The following is a 21345-nucleotide window of genomic DNA, read 5'->3' as shown; positions in this document are numbered from 1 at the left end:
AGGTGGGCCAGACGGGCAAGATCGTCGCCCCCGAGGTCTATATCGCGGTCGGTATTTCCGGCGCGATTCAACACCTTGCGGGCATGAAGGATTCCAAGACCATCATCGCCATCAACAAGGACGGCGATGCGCCGATCTTTCAGGTGGCCGACTATGGCCTGGAAGCCGACCTGTTCACCGCGCTGCCTGAGATCCTGACCAAGATCTGATCCGGGCGACCAAGCGGCAAGGCACAAACGAAAGGCGGGGCAAAAACCCCCGCCTTTTTGTTGTCAGTGATAGCAATAAGCTGGCGTTTAAACCGCGTTTGCGCCGCGCGTCAGGCCCAAGCAATTGGCAGATGGGTGCAGGTGCCCACATTGCCGCCCTTCATCGCGATGCGGCCGCCCGGCGCGATGGTGAACGGCGGGATGATCGCCAGCCATTCGCGCAGGAACACGATCAATTCCATCCGCGCCAGCCCCGCGCCCACGCAACGGTGCGCGCCCACGCCCATGGTGGTGTGGTGTGTCGGGTTCAGTTTGCGGTCCAGCCGGAAAGCCATCGGGTCGTCAAAGCTGCCCGCGTCCAGATTGTGCAGCACGCTGGGCAGGTAGACAATGTCACCCTTGCGGATGGTCAGGTCGCCGACCTGCACATCCTCGACCGCGTTGCGGCTGACCGAGGCGCTGGGGTAGCGGCGCGTGAATTCGTCCGCCGCCGCCGGGATCAGATCGGGATTGTCGCGCAGCAATTGCTGATCCTGTGGGTGCAGCGCCAGATGCATTGCGGTCATGCCCACCAGCGCGGCCACCGTGTCCAGCCCGGCAAACAGGATGTTGCGCGCCATGCGCAACGCCTCATCCTCGGTCCAGGGGCGGCCGTGGACGGGTTCGGCCAGAATGCGGCTGAACAGATCGCTGCCGGGATTGGTGATGCGCGGGACGATGCGCGGGCGCAGGTAATCGTCCACCGCGTCGCGCAATTCGATCACGCCCATGCTGCCGTCGGGGCGCACCAGTTGCGCGGCCAGCGGGCGCAAGTGCAGGCGATCACCCACCGGCACGTCGATCAGCGAGAGGAAGATGTCGACCGGCAGAATTTCGGCATATTCCGACATGAATTCGCAGGAACCGCGCGCCACCAGCCCCTGCGCCAATTCGCGGGCCAGCGCCTGCACCTGCGGCTCCAGCGCGGCGATGTGCCGCCCGGCAAAGCCCTTCATCACCGCGTCGCGAAAGGTTTTGTGTGTCGCGCCGTCCTGTTGCAGCGGGATCAACTGCATCGCTTCGCCAAGGCCGGGGACAACGGCCAGCACTTCGTTCGACAGGCGCGTGGTGTCGGCCCACAGGCTGCGCACCACATCGCCGCGCGTGCCGATCCAGTGGCCGCCATTGGCGGTGGTCCAGATCAGCCCGTCCGGCCCGCGTTCCTGCAGCGCCAGCCATGCCGCGATATAGTCGGTTTCGGCGCCGGGCAGGGCAAAGATGTTGATGTCCGTGACTAGATGGGGCGGCACATGGGCCGGAATATCGATCACGTCCATCAACATCTCTCCTGTCTTTTATCGTTGTATATCTTTGGTCTGCTGGCCTTACTTCATGCACTCCCGCGCCAGACGGGCCAGTCGCGGGAACGCTTCGGCACGGGCGGCGGCTTGGGCGTTGCTGGCATTGCCGCGCAACACGCGCCCTTTGATCCCGTGGAAAATCGCCGCCAACCGGAAGAAGTTGAACGCCAGATAGAAGTCCCAGTTGGCGATGGCCTCGCGCCCGGTCCGCTCACAATAGCGGGCGATATAGGCTTCCTCGGTCGGCAGGCCCAGCGCCACCGGGTCCATGCCGCCAATGCCCGCGACGATATCGCCCGGCATGCGGTACATCATTGCGTGATAGGCAAAATCGCCCAGCGGATGCCCCAGCGTCGACAATTCCCAGTCCAGCACAGCCAGCACGCGCGGCTCTGTCGGGTGGAAGATCATGTTGTCACAGCGGAAATCGCCGTGAACGATGCTGGTCTCATCGCCTTGGGGAATAGCTCCGGGCAGCCATTCGACCAGCGCGTCCATGTCCGGATCGCGCCCGGCCAGATCATCGTCCTGATACTGGCGCGACCAACGGGTGATTTGGCGGGCGAAATAATTGCCCGGCCGCCCGTAATCGCCCAGACCAACCGCCTGATAATCCACCGAATGCAGCGCGGCGATGACGCGGTTCATCTCGTCAAAATAGGCGGCGCGCTCGGCCATGGGAACATCGGTAAAGCCTGCGTCCCAGAACACCCGGCCATCGACCATGTCCATCATGTAAAACGCGCTGCCGATGACGCTTTCGTCCTCGCAGGCGCACAGGATGCGGGCGACGGGCACGTCACTCCCGGCCAGCGCCATTTGCACGCGAGCCTCGCGCATGACGTCATGCGCGCCCTTCAGGATCGGGCCGGCCGGTTTGCGCCGCAGGACATAGCTGCCCTGCGGCGTGGTCAGGCGATAGGTCGGGTTCGACTGGCCGCCATTGAACTGACCCACCTCGATCGGGCCGGTAAAGCCCGGTACGTTGGCGGTGAGCCAGCCTTCCAACGCGGCCACGTCAAACGCCGTGCGCATGGCGCCAACACCGGTGTTCGCGGCGGCCAGATCCACGGCGGGCTTACCTTCCTCAGACGAGGCCATTGTCCTGCTTCCACTTGCGCTTGATCTTCTTGGCCAGCGACCATTTGTGCACTTCGGTCGGGCCGTCATAGATGCGGAACGCGCGCACTTCGCGGAAGATCTGCTCCACGATGGTGCGGTCGGTGACGCCCGTGCCGCCCATCACCTGCACGCATTTGTCGGCAATGCGCATCAGGGCTTCGGAGACGGCCACCTTGGCCATGGAGCTTTCGACGGTGCCCAGGCTCCCGGTGTCCAGCACGCTGGCGCACCAGTCGATCATCAGCGTCGCCTGCTGGATGTCGATCCAGTTTTCGGCCAGCATGAAGCCCACGCCCTCATGCTCGATCAGCTCCTTGCCAAAGGCGCGGCGGCGGTTGGCGTAATCGGTGGCGATTTCCTGCGCGCGGATGCAGCCACCCAGCCAGCGCATGCAGTGCGACAGGCGGGCAGGGCTCAGGCGGACCTGCGCATATTTGAAACCATCGCCGGCGTTGCCCAGCAACTGGCTGGCAGGGACGCGCAGATTTTCGATGGTGACATCGGCGTGGCTGCCCGGCATCGAGGTGTCGATGGTGTTGGGCACATGGTCGATGCGGATCGCCGGATCGGGCAGATCGACCAGGAACATGCAGGCGCCGCCCGCGCTGTCGGGCTCTTCCGACTTGGCCATGATGATACCCACCTGCGCGCCTTCGGCCCCGGTGATAAAGCACTTCTTGCCGTTGATCACCCAATGGTTGCCGTCGCGGCGGCAGGTGGTGATCATCATCGAGGGGTCCGAGCCCGCACCCTGCAACGCGGCCGGTTCGGTCATGAAGAAGGCCGAACGCGCGCGCCCTTCAACCAGAGGCTTGAGGAAGCGTTCCTTCAGCTCGTCATTGGCGACATGGCCGATCAGATACATGTTGCCTTCGTCGGGCGCCATGGTGTTGCAGGCCAGCGGACCCAGCGGCGAAAGGCCCGACTTGATCAGCACGGTGGCCGTTTCGCGCTGCGTCAGATGGGTGCCATCGGGCAGGATATGCGGCGTCAGCACGCCAGCGGCGCGGGCCTTTTCCCGCATTTCATAGACCATCTCATCCAGCGGGGCGCCGTGATGGTCGCGGCGGGGATCGGTCTCATACGGGATGATCTGGGTGCGGACGAATTCCTCCACCCGGTTGGCGATGGCGATCGCGCGTTCGGTCGGCATGTTGATTTCCTTTTAACCCAGCTTGCGCAGCGGTTCGCTGCCGTCCCAGCCGCGCGCGGCTTCGCGCATCATGGCGAACAGTTCAGGTCCGCCTTCGGCCAGCTTTACATATTCAACGATATTGCCCGGGCCACCGCCCGCATCGGCATAGAACACGCCGCCGGTGTCGCCCACCTTGCCCTCGATCAAAATTTCGGCGCCGGCCGCGTTCAATGCGGCGCGGGCGGCCTCCAGATCGTCGACCACGATGCAGACGTGGTGCAATTGGTCGCGCACCGCATATTCGCCGGTATAGATCGAGGGGGCATCATTTTCAGGACGGATCAGTTCGATCTGCATGTCGCCCCAATAGGCCCACGCGACCGAGAACATCGCGTCGCTGGGCTGACCCTTGTAGGTCATTTCGCCCAGCTGGATGTTTTCCATCAGAAAGAACGGCCCCGCGCCGACCACTTCGGTCCAGTGCTTGATCGCCGCGTCGAAATCGGACGGCAGATAGGCCAATTGCATGATCGGGCCGAGGTCGGTCAAAGGGCCGCGCTTGGTCATGGGATGCTCCTAAATGAGGCGGCTCAGGCGAACAGCGTTTCGGGGTTTTCCAGCAGGCTCTTCAGCGTGGCGAGGAACTGTGCCCCACCTGCGCCGTCGATCGCCCGGTGGTCCACCGACAGGGTGAAACGCATCCGGCTTTCAAAGGCAAAGCCTTCGCCGTCCTCGACCGCTTCGCGCGTGATCGTGCCGACCGCCAGAATGGCGCCCTGCGGCGGGTTGATGATGGCGTCGAAATCCTCGATGCCGAACATCCCCAGGTTCGAGATCGAGAAGCTGCCGCCGGCCATGTCGTCCATGCCCAGACGGCCAGACTTGGCCTTTTCGATCAGGGCGCTGGTGGCCGATGCGATCTGGTCGATGCGCATACGGTCGGCCTGACGCACCACGGGGGTTACCAAACCCTTGGGGCTGGCCACCGCGATCGAGATGTCAGCATGCGGGAAGGAATGGATTTCCTGCCCATGCACCTGAACATTTACGTCACGGTGTTGCGCCAGCGCGCGGGCCGATGCCATCACGACATAGTCGTTCAGGCTGGCCTTGCAGCCCAGCACCAGATTGGCCGTCTTGCGCAGCTCCATCAGCTTGTCGACATTGGCCGACATGCGCAGATAGAAATGCGGGATGGTCTGCTTGGCCTCGGTCAGGCGCTGGGCCACCACCTTGCGCACGCTGTCAAAGCGCGTGACGGTGGGGGTGTTGGCCACCGCGACGAACGGCGCGCCAAACGCTGCCGGCGCCGCAGAGGCGGGCGCGGGAACCAGAGCCAGCACGTCGGCCTTGGAGATACGGCCGCGTGGTCCGGTGCCTTTGACGCCCGACAGGCTGATGCCATGCTGGGCCGCGATACGGCGCGCCAGTGGCGAGGCGAAGACAGCGCGGTCCTCGGCCTCGACACTCAGCGTGCCGGTCAGCGCCGGATTGGCCGGATAACGGGCGGCCTGATGCACGTCCTGAAGCGTGATGCGGCCACCGCGACCCGACCCCACGATGGGATCGATGTCCACGCCGTTGTCCTCGGCAAATTTCAACGCCTCGGGGCTGATCGGACGGTTGGTCTCGATCTTGCGCGGGGCGTTGGTGACGGGCGCTGCGGCCGCCGCCGCGGGGGCAGGGGCGGCATCGCTGCTGCCGCCACGCGCGGCCACGCTGGTGTCAGCGGGCTTGAACGCGGCGATAAAGGCGTCGATCTCGGCCGCGTCCGTACCCGGCGCGGCGGTCACGGCCAGCAACGCGCCAACCGGCTGTTCAGCGCCACCGGCCGGAACCAGCACACGCGCCAGCACGGCGTCATATTCGGCCTCGACCTCGTTGGTGATCTTGGCCGTTTCGATCAGGCACAACAGCTGGCCCTTGCTGAACGTCTCGCCTTCGGCGACCATCCATTCGGCCAGCGTGCCTTCGGTCATTTCGATGCCCCATTTGGGCATGCAGAATGGGCGGATATCGGGCATCTTACCCTCGCTTAACGATAGGACAGGACGCGGCGGACCGCGGCCTCGATCTTGTCGACCGAGGGGAGATAATTGCTCTCCAGCTCACGCGCGAAGGGGATCGGCGTGTGGGGCGGGGTCACCTGCAGCGGCGGCGCCTTGAGGCTGGAGAAGGCCTTTTCCGCGACCAGCGCGCACAGATCGGCGCCCAGACCACAGCGCGGCGGGGCTTCGTCGACGACGACGACGCGGCCCGTCACCTCGACGCTGTCAAGGATGGTTTCCTCGTCCAGCGGGCTGGTGGTGCGCAAGTCGATGACATCACAACCGATGCCCTCGGCGGCCAGCTTGTCGGCCACCGCCTCGCACATGCCCAGCAACAGGCCCGAGGAGATGATCGTCACATCGCCGCCCGCGCGCGACAGGCGCGCATGGCCAAACGGGATCATGAAGTCTGGATCGTCGGGCACTTCGCCCTGCACGGCATACAGCGCCTTGTGCTCCAGGAAGATCACCGGGTCATCGTCACGGATGGCGGTGCGCAGCAAGCCCTTCACATCGGCGGGGGTGGTGGGCATCACCACCTTGAGGCCCGGCATACCGGTCAGGATCTGGTGGACCGACTGGCTGTGCTGCGCGGCGGCGTTGTAACCGGCGCCATAGGCCATGCGGATGACAGCGGGGCACTTGGTCTTGCCACCGAACATATAGCGGAACTTGGCCAGCTGGTTCCAGATCTGGTCAAGGCTCACGCCGATGAAGTCGGCAAACATCAGCTCGGCGATCGGACGCTTGCCCGCCAGCGCCAGACCGCCGGCCGCGCCCACGATGGCGCTTTCGGAAATCGGCGTGTCGATCACGCGGGTCGGGCCGAACTTGTCATACAGCCCGGTCGAAGTCGACCAGATGCCGCCGATGGCCTCGGGGCCACCAGCGGTACCCATGCCGCCCACCACGTCTTCGCCCAGCACCACCACATTGGGGTCGCGTTCCATCTCTTCCATGATGGTCGAGAGAACAGCGGCGCGGTACATCATCTTGCTCATTGTCTTGTCTCCCGCGCTTAGTAGCTGATGTAGACGTCAGCCAGGACGTCTTCGGCGGTGGGACGCTCGGCGGCGCGCGCGGCGGCGACGGCGGCCTCGATGGCCTCCATCACTTCGGCGTCCACCGTGTCCAGATCAGCATCGGCGAGCAGGCTGGCGCCCTTGACCGAGGCACGGAAGTTCTTGAGGCAGTCGCGCGTTTCGCGGATGCGCTCCAGTTCGCCCGGACCGCGATAGCGCTGCGGGTCGCCTTCAAAGTGGCCAAAGAAGCGTTCGGTGTCGAATTCAACCGCCGCCGGGCCATTGCCCGCCCGCACATGCTCGAGCACTTCGCGCATGCATTCGAACACGGCAAAGAAGTCCGTGCCGTCCGCGCGCCACACCTTCATGCCAAAGGCTTCGGCGCGGCTGGCGATGTCGCGTGCCGTGCCCACCGCGTAGTCCACGCCGGTGTGTTCGGAATAGTGGTTGTTTTCGAACACGAAAATGCAGGGCGCGTTGGTGACAACGGCAAAGTTCATCGCTTCGAACGTGGTGCCCTGGTTGCACGCGCCGTCGCCCGAAAAGGCGATCGCCACGTTCAGACCATTGGGGCCGGGGCCGTCCACACGGCTGGCCAGCGCCGCGCCGACCGCGATCGGGGCGCCCGCGCCCACGATGCCGTTGGCGCCCAGCATGCCCTTGGTCACGTCGGCGATATGCATCGACCCGCCCTTGCCCTTGCACAGGCCTTCGCGGCTGCCCCAGATTTCCTTCATCATGTCGTTCACATCGCAACCCTTGGCCAGACAATGGCCATGGCCGCGGTGGGTCGAGACGATCTTGTCATCGGCCGACAGGTGGTCGCACACACCCACAGCCACGGCTTCCTGGCCGCAGTACAGGTGGGTAAAGCCGGCGATTTCGCCGGTCTGGATCTCGATATGCAGGCGCTCTTCGAATTCGCGGATGATCTTCATCCGGCGATAAGCGGCCAACAGGGCGTCTCGGCTCAGTTGCATTTCCGGCTCCCGGCGTATGTTTATGGACGAAATGGCAATAGGTTACAGGTTCAGAACGGTCTTGGCGATGATCGATGCCTGCACCTCGTTGGTGCCGCCAAAGATCGTCCAGGCCCGGCTGTTGAGATAGCGTGCGGCGCCTACTTGCGTGGCGCGGCTGTGGACCGGCTCGGGGGCCTGCGCGCCATACAGCGGGCGGCGCGTGTCCAGTTCCAGCCCGGCGACACCGTGCAGGTCCATGGCGATCTCGTCGATCTCCTGCCGCAGGTTGGACGCCAGCAGTTTGACCAGCGAGGTCTGGGGTCCGGGCTTTTGCCCCTGCGCGATCTCGGACAGGATCTTCAGCTCGATCATCTCCAGCGATTCGACGCCCAGACGCGCGCGGGCCACCCGGCGGCGCCATTCGGCATTGTCCGACAGCACACCGCCCCGGCCATCCGGCTGGGTCAGCGCGGCGCTTTCGATCTGGGCGATGTCATAGGCCAGCTTGGGCGCGTGGCACGAACCGCCGCGCTCGTTCTCCAGCAGGAACTTGGCCAGCTTCCAGCCATCGCCTTCGCCCGCCACCAGATTTTCCGCCGGGACGACCACGTCCTCCAGAAACACCTGGTTGACCTCATGGTCACCGGCCAGCGTCAGGATCGGGCGCACGTCGACGCCCGGCTGGTTCATGTCGATCAGAAAGAACGAGATGCCCGCGTTCTTGTGCACGTCCGGGTTGGTCCGGGCGAGGCAGAACATCATGTTGGCGAAATGGGCGTGGGTGGTCCAGATCTTGGACCCGTTCAGGATATACTTGTCGCCATCCTTGACCGCGCGGGTTTGCAGGCTGGCCAGATCCGACCCGCTGGCCGGTTCCGAAAAGCCCTGACACCAATAGTCCTCACCCGACAGGATGCGGGGCAGATAGCGTGCCTTCTGCTCGTCCGTGCCAAAGGTATAGATCACCGGCGCGACCAGTTTCAGCCCCAGCACCGTCAGATTGGGGGCGCCCGCCTGTGCGCACTCCTTTTCAAACAGATAGCGCTGCACCGGGCTCCATCCCGTGCCGCCCACCGCCTTGGGCCATTGATAGGCCAGCCAGCCCTGCTTGTGCAGGATGGCGTTCCATGCCTGACCGATGTCGGGTTCGACAAACACCGAAGGGCTGGCCGCCGCGCCGGCGCGGATTTCCGGCGTCAGGTTGGCGGCCAGAAAGGCGCGCACCTCGTCACGGAAGGCCAGTTCGTCAGGGGTGAGTTCAAGGTCCATGAGGCTTATCTTTTCAGGATGGTGACGGCCGATACGCCCGGCGCGCCGTAAACATGGCTATAGGCGGTGAGGGGATTGCCCGGCACCTGACGGCCGCCGCCCGCACCACGCAGCTGGATGACATTTTCATACACTTGCCGCAGGCCCGACGCGCCGATCGGCTCGCCACAGGCCAGACAGCCGCCATCGGTGTTGACCGGCAGACGCCCGTCGATGCGGGTGCGCCCTTCGGCCAGCCATGCTTCCTGCTCGCCATCGGCGCAGAAGCCGTTTTCGGCCATGTGCATGATTTCGGCGCCCGCCTCGGTGTCCTGCAACTGGGCAACGTCGATGTCGGCAGGCGCGATGCCGGCGATGTCAAACGCGGCCGCGCTGGCCAGACGGGTTGCCGTGTTGACGCCACCACCGATGTCGATGCTGGGGGCGAACACCTCAAAGCTGCCCGGAGGCCGGGTGCGCATGGTGGCCGCGGCCAGTTGAATCGGGGTGGCGCCAAGCTCGCGCATCTTCTTCTCGCTGGCCAGCACCAGCGCCACGCCGCCTTCGCCCGGCGAGCAGAACATGAATTTGGTGAACGGGTCCGACACCATCGGCGCGTTCAGGATCACGTCCAGATCCACCGGCTCGCGCCGCCATGCGTGGGGGGCGTGGACGCCGTTCAGAAACGCCTTTTCCGCGACCATGCCCAGCGTGCGGCGGCTGATGCCGTGCAACTGCATATAGCGCATGATCTTGGCCGCAAAGAACTGCGTCGTGACCATATAGCCCGCGTCGCCATACCATTCGGGTAGATTGTATTCGGCAGGCTTTGCATCGAACGCGCCGCGCGGATGCTTGTCAAAGCCGACCGCAAGGCCCAGATCGAACTCGCCCGACTTGATCGCCATCTGCGCCGAAAACAGCGCCGAACCACCCGTGGCGCAGCCGTTCTTGACGTTGATGAACTGCGTGCCGTTCAGCCCCAGCCGATCGACCATCGTGTCGGGATTGCCCGCCGAATCCGACCCGCCATAGGCGAACTGGATGTCCTGCCAGGTGACGCCCGCATCGGCCAGCGCCTGACGCACGGCGAACACGCCCTGATCCAGACCCGACACACCATCGGTGCGGCCAAAATTGTGGATGCCAACGCCGATGATGTAAACCTTGGTGCCGCTCATGCCGCGCCTCCTGCGGTGGGACGGAACGCGGGCAGCAGCATCGAGCCTTCGACCGAAGGATCAAGCGCGACCGTGCAGAATTCGACCGGCATGCCGATGGTGATGGCGTCAAAGTCCACATCCACCAGCCGCGCCTCGACGATCACCTCGCCGGGGATTTCGACATATGCGACCACCCATGGGGTGAAGTCCGCCGGGCCCTGATAGGGCGGCGTCTTGGGGCGGAAGCGCTGGACGGTATAGGACCACAGCGTGCCATGGCGGCCCAGCGGCACGGCGTCGAACGTGTCGCTGCCGGGGTGCGGAAAGACGATCCGTCCGGTGGCGCGGTCACGGCCGCCGATCAGGCGCGGCGGGACCTCGGTGGTGAACAGGCTCTGCGTCATGGCGGCCTTTGGCTATCCTCTTCGAACGATTCTGTTGTTTTGATAAAGCGCGCCGCGGGGCCGAAGAGCGACTCCCAAAAAGACTAGTCCAAGGCGGGAATGGGGCGGTTTTCGCCTGTCTTTCGGGCATATTGCGGACATGCCAGACCCCGCGCGGCGCCGCTGGCGCCGCGTTCGGATGGTCGCGCCCCCAAACCTTAGCGGTTGAGCGAGATATAGCCCAGCTGCGCCGCCTTGAAGACCGTCTGGCTGCGGTTGACCGCGTCCAGCTTGATCGAGGCGTTGTGGATGTGGAAACGCACGGTCGCGCGGCTGCGCCCGATGATCATGCTGATTTCCAGATCCGTCTTGCCAATGGCGGCCCAGCGCAGGCACTCCACCTCGCGCTTGGACAGGCGCGAGGTTGCCGGCAATGCCTGCAACGCGCCCATCACGCCAACATAGCTGGCGATGAAGGTGCGCCCGATCAGCCCGAAGATGTCGCCATAGATCCCGAACTCACGCGACAGATCCGTGCGGGTGGCGTCCAGCGGGTTATAGCTGACCGCGCCGATCTGGCCAAAAGGCAGATGTACCGGCACGACGATCGCCGCCTTGGTCAGCGACCGGACCTCGAAATTGGTGAGGTCGATCGCGGCCATATAGCGGTTGGGCTGGCGCGTGTGAAAGCCCTCGGCATTGGCCCAGAACGGTTCGCTTTCGAACCGGCAGGCCGATGTCAGCGGCGAGTCCAGCGCGATGCGCGGGTTGCGCCACCAGGCCTTTTCGCTGGTCCAGCCAAAGACATCGCGCGCCAGCACGTTGCCGTCGGAATCGACCGGGGTGCGCTTGTCCGCGATGTCATGGGCGGGCGCCACATGCATCCCGCACCTCAGCGCGATTGCGTTCAGCGCCTCGGCGGCGCGGCGGACATCATTGGGGCCAGCGATGCGCACGGCATCGACCCAATCCAGACTGGGTGCATCCATCTCCAGGACCATCTTCGAGTGCCTTCTTTTTGTGCGGGCAGCAGCATCCTAGCCTTTTGCCCAGCGTTTTTGGCCTGTCCGTAGTGCTAGATCGTATCTCAAGGGAGAAGAAGCTTGAATTTCGATCTGAGCGAAGACGAGAGGATGGTCCAGAGCCTCGCCGAGAGGTTCGTCATCGATCGTTATGACATCGACCGTCGCCGAACCTATTTGGCGCATGCTGCCGGCTTTTCCCCGGAGAACTGGGATTTGTTGGGCGAATTGGGGCTGATTGCCGCAGCTTTGCCTGCGGAATGCGGCGGTCTGGGATTTAATGCCAGCGCAATCGTCACCATTTTTGAGGCGCTTGGCCGTGGTCTGGTGGTGGAGCCGCTGATCGAGAATATTCTGGTCGGCGCGCGTCTATTGCTGGATGCGGGCACGGCGGACCAGATTGCCGCCTGGCAGGAGGGTCTGGCAAGCGGCGCGCAGCGCGTTGCGCTGGCCCATGCCGAGCCTGCGAGTCGCGGCAATGCAGCATGGGTCGCCGCATCCGCGAAGGCCGAGGGCGAAGGCGTGCGCATCACCGGCACCAAGCATTGCGTGCCGGCAGGCGTGGGCGTTGACGGCTGGATCGTTTCGGCCCGCGTGGCCGGTGCGCCGGGCGATGCCGATGGCGTGGCGCTGTATCTGGTGCCCTGCGATACGCCGGGCGTGACCTTGCGCGCATGGCGCACGATCGATGGCGGCGCGGCCGCTCATCTGGAACTGGACGTGGTGATCCCGGCCGAAAACCAGTTGAACGGCGGGCTGGAGGCGATTGCCGCCGTCATGCCGCTGGCGCAACTGGCCCGCGCGGCCGAAAGCCTGGGCATCATGCGCCGCCTGTTTGACGAGACGCTGGAATATCTGCGCACGCGCAGCCAGTTCAACACGGCGCTGGGCAAGTTCCAGGCGATCCAGCACCGCATGGCGGCGCAATATGCCGCGCTGGAGCAATCGGGCGCGTTGATCAATCTGGCGCTGGTGCGCGAGGGCGAGGAGGGCTTTGCCCATGCCGTCGATGGCGCCCGGGCCTTCATCAGCGAGGCTTCGGTCACGCTGGGCCATGAGATGATCCAGTTCCACGGCGGCATGGGTGTCACCGATGAACTGGCCATCGGCCATGGGCACAAGCGTCTGGTGATGCTCTCGCGCTGGCCCGAGGATGCGGCCGCCTCGCTGGATCGCTACGCGGGTCTGGCGGCCTAAAGGAATGATGGGCCGGGGGGGGATCCCTCTGGCCCGACACACAGGCAGGTGCGGACGGGGTGGGTCAGAAATGGCCTGCCCCGTCTTTTTGTGCGCAACATCAGCGCGCAACATCAGCGCCTGAGGCCCGCCCATGAAAAAGGGCGCGGTGGAGAGGGATCATCCACCGCGCCCCATCAGGCGATCACGTCAAACGCCCGGATCAGGCGTCCAGCGGCGCCTTGATCCAGCCGATGCCCCGCCGCAGCAGGTCATAGAACACCGGCAGATCCCATGCACAGCGGTCTACGCTAGGCCACCAGTCCAGCATGGGTTGCAGGTCATAATGCCCACGGCAATGGCCCAGCGTGTTGTACAGCACCGCGCCAGCGCCATGATGCTTGATATACATCACCGGATGGGTGCCCGGCGCATCGGCCGCCTCGACAAAGCCGGTGCCCGGTTCGCTGCATTCGGTTTCCAGCAACACGTGCAGGTCACCATGGCATTCCAGATGGTACAGCTCGTCCGTGGTGTCGAAGGGTTCGACTCCGCGCGTCAGTTCGTGTTCCGCGTCCGCCACCGTCACGCGATAGGGCGCGATCGGGGGATGGCTGATGAACTGGCTGCCCAGCGTTTCCATGAACAGCGGCGCCCAGCGCGGGGCGTCGAACAGGCCCGCGTTCGGCCCCTCGCTCAACAACCGCAGGACCGAGTTGGTCGAATGCAGCGCATACCAGCGCCCGCCCGCCTTGACCCAATCCAGCAACGCCTCCTGCGCGACCAGCGAAGGCATGACGTTGCAGGTATAGGTGATCAGGATGTCGGCCTGCTTGATCGCCTCGACGTTCTCGAAATCCTCGAACACGCGGGTGCGCACGCGCTCGTCCTCGGCCAGCAGCTTGAGCAGTTCAAGCCGGGCAAAGTCCATGTCGTGCCACACCCCGCCACAGATCAGCACGCAATTGATGCGCGAGGGGTGGGTTTCTGCTGCCGCCTCGCTCATGCCGCGTCCGTCCCGTCGCTGCCCTCGGCGATGCCCAGATATTTGTCCAGCGTCTGCTGGAACTGACGGATGCGGATTTCCTGATAATTGGCCAGCTGCACCAGACCGTTCTTGGAGGCGTGCAGGCCGTCCTGAACGTAGGGCAGGTTGTCCATGTCCTGCTCCAGCACATCGCCCAGCACGCCCAGCGGCGCCTCGGTCCATTTCTGGTCCAGCGTCAGATAGATCATCGGCGCGCCGCGCGGGATCTTCTCACCCTTTTTCACGCGGCTGAGGACGCGCACTTCCATGATGCAGGTGTCGGGCGTTTTGCCCGGCCGCCAGCGATAGACGATGTTGGGCATATACCCGCCCCAAGGCGCGAAATTGGGGAACACGTTATAGACCAGCGCGTCCAGCAATTCGGCATCGGTGGCGTCCGAATGGTCATAGCCCGACTGCTCGGTATAGGCCTGACGCATCGCCGCGCCCAAGGCTTCGCGCGCGGTCTGGCCCTCGGGCACCTTGATCGCATAGGGGTCTGCGCCCGAACCGCCACCGCCATCGGCCTCGTAATTGTCGGCGCTGCGGCCGTTGAACTTCACGAACTGGTCAACGATCCACTGCTGGCTCTTGCCCTCGGGGTCCAGATGCGGCGAGAGGATGCCGAACGGCACCAGATTGACGTTGATATTGTCGCCCCACGCCCAATAGGCGCTGTTGCAGTCGCCGGTAAAGGGCAGCAGCTGCGGGTGGGTGACGATCGTGTGCCACGCTTCCATGAAGGCTTCGGACACGACCTTCCAGTTGGCGGGCACTTCCTTGCCCACCCACAGGACGGTGGTGCATTCCTCATGGCGCCAGCGCTTGAAATGCTCGGGCAGGGGGGCGAGATATTCCTCAAGGGTCGGCCCGCCCTTTTCCTCGCGGATGAAGATATAGCCGCCCCAATGGCCCACCTCGGCCTCGGGCAGTTGCAGCTCTTCCTTGCTCAGATGGGCAAAGTCCCATTTGCACGGCATCTGGTCAAAGCTGCCATCCTTGTTCCAGGCAAAGCCGTGGAAAGGGCAGACGAAACGGTCGGCGTGGCCGTCATTGTCGCGCAGCTTGCGGCCGCGATGGAGGCACACGTTGTGCATCGCGCGCACCGAGCCATCTTCCTGACGCGAAATGATGTACGAACGACCCGCGATCTCATAGACGACATAGTCGCCCGGTTCGGGCAGGTCTTCCTCGCGCGCGGCAAATTGCCACACGCGGGGCCACATCTTCTCGCGCTCCAGCTCGGCAAAGGCGGGGCTGGTGTAACGCTTGGCCGACAGCGGCTTGTTGCCACGGTTTTGATAGCTGGGGGTGACCAGCACGTCGGGCGAGGGCTTGGAGTCCTGCGCCATCAGTTCCAGCCAGCTGATGCCTTCGCCCACCGGCAGGCCCGCAGTGTCGGGGCCGGGCGCGCCGGACTTGGATTGCGTATCGCTGTGCGCCATCGTGTCTATCCTGTCTTTCAGAGCGGCGCGCGGCCGCTTGTCTCCCAAAGGTCCGGCAGGTCATTGATTGCCCGCGCGGATTCCTTGATGCGATCATGACTGTGCAACCCCACTTTGCGCAAGTCACCTTGTCGAAAGCATAGGTTTCCACGCGCGCCCATCACGTGCATGTTGGCCCAAACCGAATGTGGGAGTGATGACTGTGGCCAACAGGCTTGAAGGCAAGGTCGCCTTGGTGACCGGCGGGACCGGTGGTATTGGGGCAGGTACGGTGCGGCGTCTGGCCGCCGAGGGCGCGAAGGTGATCTTCACCGGGTCCAAGGCTGATGTGGGCGAGGCGCTGGCCGCCGAAGTGGGCGGCCGTTTCGTCGCCCACCGCGTGCAGGACGAGGCCGGCTGGGAAGCGATGATGGCGATGATCATGGCCGATTATGGCCGTCTGGACATCGCCTTTGCCAATGCGGGCACCGAACATGGCGACACCAATATCGAGGACGTCTCGATGGAGGCGTGGAGCAATCTGGTGGCGATCAACCAGACCGGCGTCATGCTGACCGTTCAGCACGCGATCCGCGCCATGGCCAAGAACGAAGGCGCGACCGGCTCGATCATCATCAATTCCAGCATGAACGCGGCGCGCCCGCTGGGCAATTACGTCACCTATTCCGTGACCAAGGCGGCGGTCTGCGCGCTGGCCAAATCGGCCGCCATCCATTGCGGGCAAAAGAAGTACAAGATTCGCGTCAACGCCATCCTGCCCGGCGTGGTCGAAACCGACCTGATCTGCAACATCATGAACAGCATGCCCGATCCGGCCGCCGTGCGCGCCATCTATGAAGGCATGGCGCCATTGAACCGCATGGCGCAGGTGGACGAGGTCGCTGGCCTGGTCGCCTATCTGGGCAGCGACGAGGCGGGCTTTATCTCGGGCGCGGAAATTTCGATCGATGGCGCAACGACCGCCGGCATGATGGGAGTATAAGAATGAACAGGCTGGAAGGGCGCATTGCGCTGGTAACGGGTGGCTTGCGCGGGATTGGCCTGGCCATCGCCACGCGTTTCGTCGCCGAGGGCGCGCATGTCGTGCTGACCGATCTGGACGCGGCCGGTAGCGAGACGGTGCGCAACGTGCTGGAAACGCTGGGCAACCGCGCGACCTATATCGCCGCCAATGTCACCAGCGAGGATGACTGGAACGGCATCGAGGCGCATCTGCGCGAGCATTTCGGCGCGCTGCATATTCTGGTGAGCAACGCCGGCACCGATCTGACGGGGCCGGTGGAATCGCTGACTCTGGACGGCTGGCGCAAGATCATGTCGATCAACGTCGATGGTGTGTTCCTGGGCGTGCGCACGCTGGTGCCGCTGATGGCCGAAAGCGGCGCGAAGGTTGCTGGCGGCGCTTCGATCATCAACGTCAGCTCGATCATGGGCATCGTGGGCTATTCCGAGGTGTCGGCCTATAACGCGTCCAAGGGCGCGGTGCGCATGTTCACCAAGGGTCTGGCCGTCGAATTCGCGCAAAAGCGCATGCCGATCCGCGCCAACTCGTTGCACCCCGGCTTCGTCAAGACGCCGCTGCTCAACGCCGGTTTCCAGCGCTGGGTGGACAAGGGCTTTGCCGAAAAGCCCGAGGATCTGGTCGCCGCGATGGAAGGCGCCACCCCCATCGGCCGTCTGGCTGAACCCGAAGAACTGGCTGGCCCGGTGGCTTTCCTTGCCAGCGCGGACGCGTCCTATGTGACGGGTGCCGAAATGGTCGTCGATGGCGGCTGGACCGCGCAGTAAAGGATTGATCCCATGGCAATCGAACTGAACAATGTGGTGGCGGTGGTGACCGGCGCCAATGGCGGCATCGGCCGCGCTACCGTCGCCGCGATGAAGGCGGCGGGCGCCACCGTGATCGCCACCGACATGACCTCGCCCGATGGGGTTGGGGCTGATCACGCGCTGGCCCACAACGTCACCGACACCGCCGACTGGCAAAAGGTGGCCGATCTGGTGCAGGCAAAATATGGCCGTCTGGACGCGTTGATCAACGTGGCCGCCGTCTCGATCGTCGCCAGCATTGAGGAAACGCCGCTGTCGGAATGGCGCCGCCTGTATGACATCAACGTCGAGAGCATCATCACCGGCGTCCAAACCCTGCTGCCGCTGCTCAAGGAAGGCGGCAAGGCGCGCAAGGGCGGTGCCTCGATCGTCAATTTCTCCAGCGTGGGCGGGATCAAGGGCGCGCCGTTCAACGGGGCCTATTGCACCAGCAAGGCGGCGGTCAAGATGCTGTCCAAGTGCATGGGCGCCGAGTTCGCCGCGCTGGGCTATAACATCCGCGCCAACAGCGTGCATCCCGGCGGCATCGAAACGCCGATGCTGCAATCGATCATGGACCGCTATGTCGAGGTAGGCGCGATGCCCGACGCGGCTTCGGCGCTGGCCGCGGTCAAGGCGATGCACCCGCTGGGCCGTCTGGGTCTGCCTTCGGAAATGGCCGATGGCGTGGTCTATCTGGCCTCGGACGCCTCCAGCTATGTCACCTGCAGCGAGTTCATGATGGACGGCGGCTATTGCATGAGCTGACACGCGGTTCCATCGCAAGCTATCAGGGGCCGGCCAGCAATGGCCGGCCCCTTTTGCGTTGCGGTTGCCGGGCGCGCGTTTCAGGCGGCGCGGGGCGCTGGCGGGCAACAAAAAAGGGGCGGACCAGCGCGGCCCACCCCTGTTTTCGCCGATTGCGGCGGGATCAGTTGTTCAGGTGATCGGTGCTGCCCATGATCGGCATCAGCGCCTGCAAGGCATAGCGCGTGGCCTTCCAGCCCTGGCCCGTGCGCGTCACGTCAAAGACATAGCGGCCATGCACTGTCACCTTGGACCCGTCATGGCTGATGCCCATGCCGATGACATAGCAGGTCATCTGCGCGCTATCGCCGTCCTGCCGCGTCAGCGCGAAATTGCTGAGCGCGTGGAAGTGATGCGTGTTGTGGGCAAAGGTGGCGACAAAGAAATCACGGATCGCCGCGCGGCCCGAAAAGGCCGGAACGCCAATGTCCGACAGGTCGAACACGCCGTCCTCGACAAACAGTTCCGCAACGGTCTCAGGGCTTTCCATGCGGTCGACGGCATCGCCATAGGCCACGATCAGGTCCTGGATCGCCAAACGGTCTTCGATGGTGAATGCGCTCACTTGGAAGTCTCCTGCGGCAAAAATGGGGGGCGCAGAGCCTGTGGCGGCCACCCAAAAGGGGTGGGCAACCGCCACAGGCATCCCGCCTCAGCAGTCCGGATCAGGCCGGCTTGCCCTCGACGTAGTCGTTCAGCAGTTCATGGAAGCGCTGGATACGCTTTTCCTGACCGGGCAGCAGACAGCCCTTGAAGCCACGGCTGTTCAGGCCCTGTTGCTGCGTGGTGCCGATCGACAGGTCCTGATCGGCAACAAAACCCAGCGACACCCCATCGCCATACGTGCTGTGCCGCACCACCGAGTCCAGCTTGAACGGCACGGTGCCGATCGGGCCGACCAGTTCCTTCTGCCCCTCGATCGGGGGATACAGGCACCAGTGCTGGAAGATGCATTTTTCCGGGTCGGTCGGGTGCGGCTCGGTGCGCAGGACCTGCAACTGTTCGGGCGACATGGTCAGCGTCAGGTTGGGGAACAGCGTGCAGTGGAAATAGTCCACCAGTTGCTGGTCCGTCATGTTGGCGTACATGTGATAGCCGCGCGACGGGCCCAGCTCGCGCTTGGCCTTGATGATGGCGGCGCGGATGTCGCCGGTGTGGCCGTTGTAATCGGCCGGGTCCACACCCCACGCGCGGGCGATATCGTCCAGCGGGGCGGGCACTTCGGCGCTGTGGTAGTCAACGCGGGTGGTGGCCTGATGGCCGATCATCCACATCGAGTTGTGGCCGCTCTCATACATCTCGAACAAGGTGGTGGGCAGGCCGTCGTTGATGAAGGTCGCCAGTTCGGGGTGGATGGTGGGCAGGTGATAGCTCTCGTTGAAATTGTCGCGGATGATCTTCCAGTTGAATTCCGCATCGCACGACAGTTTCAGCACGCGCACCCAGTTATCCAGCCCGTAGTTGGCCAGGCGTTCCTGCAGCGGCGCCATCCATTGCGCCAGTGGCGGCACGTCATCATCCATGCACCAGAACACGAACGGACCCCAGGTCTCGCAGCGCAGTTCGGCCAGCTTGGTCTTGCCGCAGGGGTTGCCACCGGCGAAGTCGTCGGGGTCCTGCACGCTGACCAGCGTGCCATCGGTGTCGAACTGCCAGCCGTGATAGCCGCAGGTGATGCGCGGCACGCTGCCGCTTTCGCCCACGATCAGGCGGTTACCGCGGTGGGGGCAGGTGTTGTAGAACGCCTTGATCCCGCCATCGGCCTGCTTGACCATGATGACCGATTCCTTGCCGAAATTGTGGCGGATGAAGTCGCCTTCCTCCTCCAGTTCGGCCACCACGCCGCCCAGGTGCCAGACCTTGGGCCACAGGTTCTGCTTTTCCTTCTCCATCCACTCTTTCGAGATGTAGCGGTCGGCGGTGATGGTATCGCCGCGCACCTCGACATCGAAATCGGGCGAATAGCGTGACTTGTTTTCGACAACGGTCATAGTTTCAGTTCCGATCATGATCCACGCCCGTGGGGGCAGCCGGAGCCGTAGCGTGCTGTGTGGTCATCAGGAGAGGGGCGGATATGCCCCTGATCCGGGGGTGAGCGATACCGGCAGATGCCGGCTTGCCGGCGCGCCACACGGGCCTGCAACAGGGCCTGTGACGCACCGACGGGGGTAATGTCACATCTTGGGTTCGGGCAGGGTGTGGTCGTCGCTCAGATACCAGTTCAGCCATTCGTGGAAGTACTGGTTGCCGCGCTCGTTCCGGCCGAACGTCAGATGGTCATGCGCGCCGCTTTCCAGCCCCTTCTGGATTTCCATGCCGATGACATAGTCCTCCTGATAGGTCACATCGCGGAAGAAGTTGATCGAGGCCTCGACAGCCTCGCGGTCAGCTTCGTCGCGGATGGGGTCGCGGCGCAGGTAGTGCAGGACGGTGCGGTTCTTGTCGGGCGTGGGCCCGGGGAACAATTGCGCCACCTGCGTGATTTCGGGCGCCAGAAACGCCGAGACATTGGGGAACAGGATACGCACGAAGTCGTAGCCATTGTTCTCCTGATCGCCCCACTCCTCACGCGGGAGGTTCTTCAACACCTCACCAATGCGGTGCTGCGGGAAACCGATGCGGATCGAGGGACCGAAGCCTTCGTAGAAGGTGCGGTTGGAGGGCGTGCGCGGCTGGATCGTGTCGGGGTGCAGCGAGGCGAAGTGATAGCCTTCGAGATAGCCGTCAAAGGCGATCTTCCAGTTGGCGCCCTCGATCACGCGGCTGCCCAGATAGGTCCACTTGTCAAAGCCGACGGCCTCGAAATCCTCAAGGAAGCCACGGAAATACTTGTCCAGATCCATCGGTGCGTTGGGCGTCAGGCAGCCAAAGATCATGCCGCCGCGCTCCTCGCAAGGCAGCTCGCGCAGGGCCAGACCCGCCTTGTCGACATCGCCAAACGTGCCGCTTTCCGAAATGCCGATCAGGCGGCCATCCTGACCAAAGGTCCAGGCGTGGTATTTGCAGGTAAAGCGGGCGCAATTGCCATGGCCCAGTTCTGCCACCGGGGCGCCACGGTGCGAACACACGTTCAGGAATGCGCGTACCTTGCCGGTCTTGTCGCGGCTGACCAGGATCGGCATGCCGACCGCTTCCATCGCCTTGTAATCGCCCGGATTGGGCATTTCGGCGGTAAAGGCCAGCATCAGCGGCACGCGACGGAACACCAGCTCCATCTCGGCCTTCCACTGATCGGGGTCAGTATAGGTCGAGGTGCGCACGTTCGCGGTCGTCTTGGCCTGATACGTCGTCTTTTGCTCGACGTAGTCCAGCATGATTTCAGCAACATCGCCGAGCCGCGCGCGGCGGTCGGGGTTTTGGCTCTGCATTTTGCCTCTCCATCAGCGGACCGTGGGCGGGGGCGCTCACGACCGTGGTGCGGGGATTT

21 protein-coding genes are annotated in these 21345 nt (G+C 64.1%); 5 read left to right on the top strand and 16 right to left on the bottom strand.

Translation table 11 applies throughout. From position 1 onward, the window contains the following. Nucleotides 1-209, top strand: a 209-nt coding sequence (locus tag GTZ99_RS16325) for an FAD-binding protein (protein WP_201742573.1), incomplete at its 5' end; no start/stop codon positions are given. A 110-nt stretch (nt 210-319) separates the two neighbouring features. Here the strand turns inward: GTZ99_RS16325 and GTZ99_RS16320 are convergent. The 11 genes from GTZ99_RS16320 to GTZ99_RS16270 all read right to left on the bottom strand — a co-directional run bounded on the left by GTZ99_RS16320 (nt 320) and on the right by GTZ99_RS16270 (nt 11633). After that, on the bottom strand, nt 320-1525 hold the full coding sequence (locus GTZ99_RS16320) for a cytochrome P450 (protein WP_161720816.1): 1206 nt from the start codon (nt 1523-1525) through the stop codon (nt 320-322). A 48-nt stretch (nt 1526-1573) separates the two neighbouring features. Next, nucleotides 1574-2650 carry a phosphotransferase family protein gene (locus tag GTZ99_RS16315; RefSeq protein ID WP_161720814.1) on the bottom strand — a complete coding sequence of 359 codons (1077 nt, stop codon included), beginning with the start codon at nt 2648-2650 and terminating at the stop codon, nt 1574-1576. Then, on the bottom strand, nt 2637-3824 hold the full coding sequence (locus GTZ99_RS16310; RefSeq protein ID WP_161720812.1) for an acyl-CoA dehydrogenase family protein: 1188 nt from the start codon (nt 3822-3824) through the stop codon (nt 2637-2639). The genes GTZ99_RS16315 and GTZ99_RS16310 overlap by 14 nt, the downstream gene beginning before the upstream one ends. A gap of 12 nt (nt 3825-3836) precedes the next feature. After that, complete coding sequence (locus GTZ99_RS16305) at nt 3837-4373, bottom strand: VOC family protein (protein ID WP_161720810.1); 537 nt, start codon at nt 4371-4373, stop codon at nt 3837-3839. Between the two features lie 23 nt (nt 4374-4396). Next, on the bottom strand, nt 4397-5830 hold the full coding sequence (locus tag GTZ99_RS16300; RefSeq protein WP_161720808.1) for a 2-oxo acid dehydrogenase subunit E2: 1434 nt from the start codon (nt 5828-5830) through the stop codon (nt 4397-4399). A gap of 11 nt (nt 5831-5841) precedes the next feature. Next, nucleotides 5842-6855 (bottom strand): alpha-ketoacid dehydrogenase subunit beta, encoded by a 1014-nt coding sequence (locus GTZ99_RS16295; RefSeq protein ID WP_161720806.1) that lies wholly within the window; start codon nt 6853-6855, stop codon nt 5842-5844. Nucleotides 6856-6872: 17 nt separating this feature from the next. Continuing rightward, entirely contained in the window at nt 6873-7856 is a 984-nt protein-coding gene (locus GTZ99_RS16290; protein WP_161720805.1) for a thiamine pyrophosphate-dependent dehydrogenase E1 component subunit alpha, read from the bottom strand. Nucleotides 7857-7898: 42 nt separating this feature from the next. Next, on the bottom strand, nt 7899-9107 hold the full coding sequence (locus GTZ99_RS16285; protein ID WP_161720803.1) for an acyl-CoA dehydrogenase family protein: 1209 nt from the start codon (nt 9105-9107) through the stop codon (nt 7899-7901). A gap of 5 nt (nt 9108-9112) precedes the next feature. Further along, nucleotides 9113-10267, bottom strand: a complete 1155-nt coding sequence (locus GTZ99_RS16280) for a thiolase family protein (protein WP_161720801.1) — start codon at nt 10265-10267, stop codon at nt 9113-9115. Next, complete coding sequence (locus GTZ99_RS16275; protein WP_161720799.1) at nt 10264-10653, bottom strand: Zn-ribbon domain-containing OB-fold protein; 390 nt, start codon at nt 10651-10653, stop codon at nt 10264-10266. The genes GTZ99_RS16280 and GTZ99_RS16275 overlap by 4 nt, the downstream gene beginning before the upstream one ends. A 197-nt stretch (nt 10654-10850) precedes the next feature. Further along, entirely contained in the window at nt 10851-11633 is a 783-nt protein-coding gene (locus GTZ99_RS16270) for a helix-turn-helix domain-containing protein (RefSeq protein ID WP_406818606.1), read from the bottom strand. 102 nt (nt 11634-11735) lie between these two features. Here GTZ99_RS16270 and GTZ99_RS16265 point away from each other — a divergent pair, with 102 nt between their 5' ends. Next, nucleotides 11736-12851: an acyl-CoA dehydrogenase family protein gene (locus tag GTZ99_RS16265; protein ID WP_161720797.1), complete on the top strand. Its 1116-nt coding sequence runs from the start codon at nt 11736-11738 to the stop codon at nt 12849-12851. A 202-nt stretch (nt 12852-13053) separates the two neighbouring features. Here the strand turns inward: GTZ99_RS16265 and GTZ99_RS16260 are convergent, their stop codons facing one another. Then, nucleotides 13054-13836: a ThuA domain-containing protein gene (locus GTZ99_RS16260; protein WP_161720795.1), complete on the bottom strand. Its 783-nt coding sequence runs from the start codon at nt 13834-13836 to the stop codon at nt 13054-13056. Beyond that, nucleotides 13833-15302 (bottom strand): aromatic ring-hydroxylating oxygenase subunit alpha, encoded by a 1470-nt coding sequence (locus GTZ99_RS16255; RefSeq protein ID WP_161720793.1) that lies wholly within the window; start codon nt 15300-15302, stop codon nt 13833-13835. Before GTZ99_RS16255 ends, GTZ99_RS16260 begins: the two co-directional genes overlap by 4 nt. Before the next feature lie 202 nt (nt 15303-15504). Here GTZ99_RS16255 and GTZ99_RS16250 point away from each other — a divergent pair, with 202 nt between their 5' ends. From GTZ99_RS16250 to GTZ99_RS16240, 3 genes are read left to right on the top strand one after another with little or no spacing between them, the layout of a single operon-like run. Next, nucleotides 15505-16284: an SDR family oxidoreductase gene (locus GTZ99_RS16250; protein WP_320076703.1), complete on the top strand. Its 780-nt coding sequence runs from the start codon at nt 15505-15507 to the stop codon at nt 16282-16284. Between the two features lie 2 nt (nt 16285-16286). Beyond that, nucleotides 16287-17090 carry an SDR family NAD(P)-dependent oxidoreductase gene (locus GTZ99_RS16245; protein WP_161720789.1) on the top strand — a complete coding sequence of 268 codons (804 nt, stop codon included), beginning with the start codon at nt 16287-16289 and terminating at the stop codon, nt 17088-17090. Between the two features lie 12 nt (nt 17091-17102). Beyond that, nucleotides 17103-17879 (top strand): SDR family oxidoreductase, encoded by a 777-nt coding sequence (locus tag GTZ99_RS16240; protein ID WP_161720787.1) that lies wholly within the window; start codon nt 17103-17105, stop codon nt 17877-17879. Between the two features lie 163 nt (nt 17880-18042). On the opposite strand, the gene GTZ99_RS16235 is transcribed toward GTZ99_RS16240, so the two are convergent. From GTZ99_RS16235 to GTZ99_RS16225, 3 genes are all read right to left on the bottom strand, one after another. Further along, the gene (locus GTZ99_RS16235) at nt 18043-18483 is read right to left on the bottom strand and encodes a nuclear transport factor 2 family protein (protein ID WP_320076702.1); all 441 of its coding nucleotides are present in this window, start codon (nt 18481-18483) and stop codon (nt 18043-18045) included. A gap of 100 nt (nt 18484-18583) precedes the next feature. Then, complete coding sequence (locus GTZ99_RS16230) at nt 18584-19909, bottom strand: aromatic ring-hydroxylating oxygenase subunit alpha (RefSeq protein ID WP_161720834.1); 1326 nt, start codon at nt 19907-19909, stop codon at nt 18584-18586. A gap of 183 nt (nt 19910-20092) precedes the next feature. Further along, nucleotides 20093-21286 (bottom strand): aromatic ring-hydroxylating oxygenase subunit alpha, encoded by a 1194-nt coding sequence (locus GTZ99_RS16225; RefSeq protein WP_161720783.1) that lies wholly within the window; start codon nt 21284-21286, stop codon nt 20093-20095. Nucleotides 21287-21345: the final 59 nt, after the last annotated feature.

The organism is Novosphingobium ovatum, assembly GCF_009909235.1.
Lineage (GTDB): Bacteria > Pseudomonadota > Alphaproteobacteria > Sphingomonadales > Sphingomonadaceae > Novosphingobium > Novosphingobium ovatum.
This window is presented reverse-complemented; position numbering and strand designations above follow the sequence as displayed.

Coding starts and splice junctions, on each gene's coding strand:
- GTZ99_RS16320 (WP_161720816.1), bottom strand. CDS start 1,525: ATGGACGTGATCGATATTCCGGCCCATGTGCCGCCCCATCTAGTCACG.
- GTZ99_RS16315 (WP_161720814.1), bottom strand. CDS start 2,650: ATGGCCTCGTCTGAGGAAGGTAAGCCCGCCGTGGATCTGGCCGCCGCG.
- GTZ99_RS16310 (WP_161720812.1), bottom strand. CDS start 3,824: ATGCCGACCGAACGCGCGATCGCCATCGCCAACCGGGTGGAGGAATTC.
- GTZ99_RS16305 (WP_161720810.1), bottom strand. CDS start 4,373: ATGACCAAGCGCGGCCCTTTGACCGACCTCGGCCCGATCATGCAATTG.
- GTZ99_RS16300 (WP_161720808.1), bottom strand. CDS start 5,830: ATGCCCGATATCCGCCCATTCTGCATGCCCAAATGGGGCATCGAAATG.
- GTZ99_RS16295 (WP_161720806.1), bottom strand. CDS start 6,855: ATGAGCAAGATGATGTACCGCGCCGCTGTTCTCTCGACCATCATGGAA.
- GTZ99_RS16290 (WP_161720805.1), bottom strand. CDS start 7,856: ATGCAACTGAGCCGAGACGCCCTGTTGGCCGCTTATCGCCGGATGAAG.
- GTZ99_RS16285 (WP_161720803.1), bottom strand. CDS start 9,107: ATGGACCTTGAACTCACCCCTGACGAACTGGCCTTCCGTGACGAGGTG.
- GTZ99_RS16280 (WP_161720801.1), bottom strand. CDS start 10,267: ATGAGCGGCACCAAGGTTTACATCATCGGCGTTGGCATCCACAATTTT.
- GTZ99_RS16275 (WP_161720799.1), bottom strand. CDS start 10,653: ATGACGCAGAGCCTGTTCACCACCGAGGTCCCGCCGCGCCTGATCGGC.
- GTZ99_RS16270 (WP_406818606.1), bottom strand. CDS start 11,633: ATGGTCCTGGAGATGGATGCACCCAGTCTGGATTGGGTCGATGCCGTG.
- GTZ99_RS16260 (WP_161720795.1), bottom strand. CDS start 13,836: ATGAGCGAGGCGGCAGCAGAAACCCACCCCTCGCGCATCAATTGCGTG.
- GTZ99_RS16255 (WP_161720793.1), bottom strand. CDS start 15,302: ATGGCGCACAGCGATACGCAATCCAAGTCCGGCGCGCCCGGCCCCGAC.
- GTZ99_RS16245 (WP_161720789.1), top strand. CDS start 16,287: ATGAACAGGCTGGAAGGGCGCATTGCGCTGGTAACGGGTGGCTTGCGC.
- GTZ99_RS16240 (WP_161720787.1), top strand. CDS start 17,103: ATGGCAATCGAACTGAACAATGTGGTGGCGGTGGTGACCGGCGCCAAT.
- GTZ99_RS16230 (WP_161720834.1), bottom strand. CDS start 19,909: ATGACCGTTGTCGAAAACAAGTCACGCTATTCGCCCGATTTCGATGTC.
- GTZ99_RS16225 (WP_161720783.1), bottom strand. CDS start 21,286: ATGCAGAGCCAAAACCCCGACCGCCGCGCGCGGCTCGGCGATGTTGCT.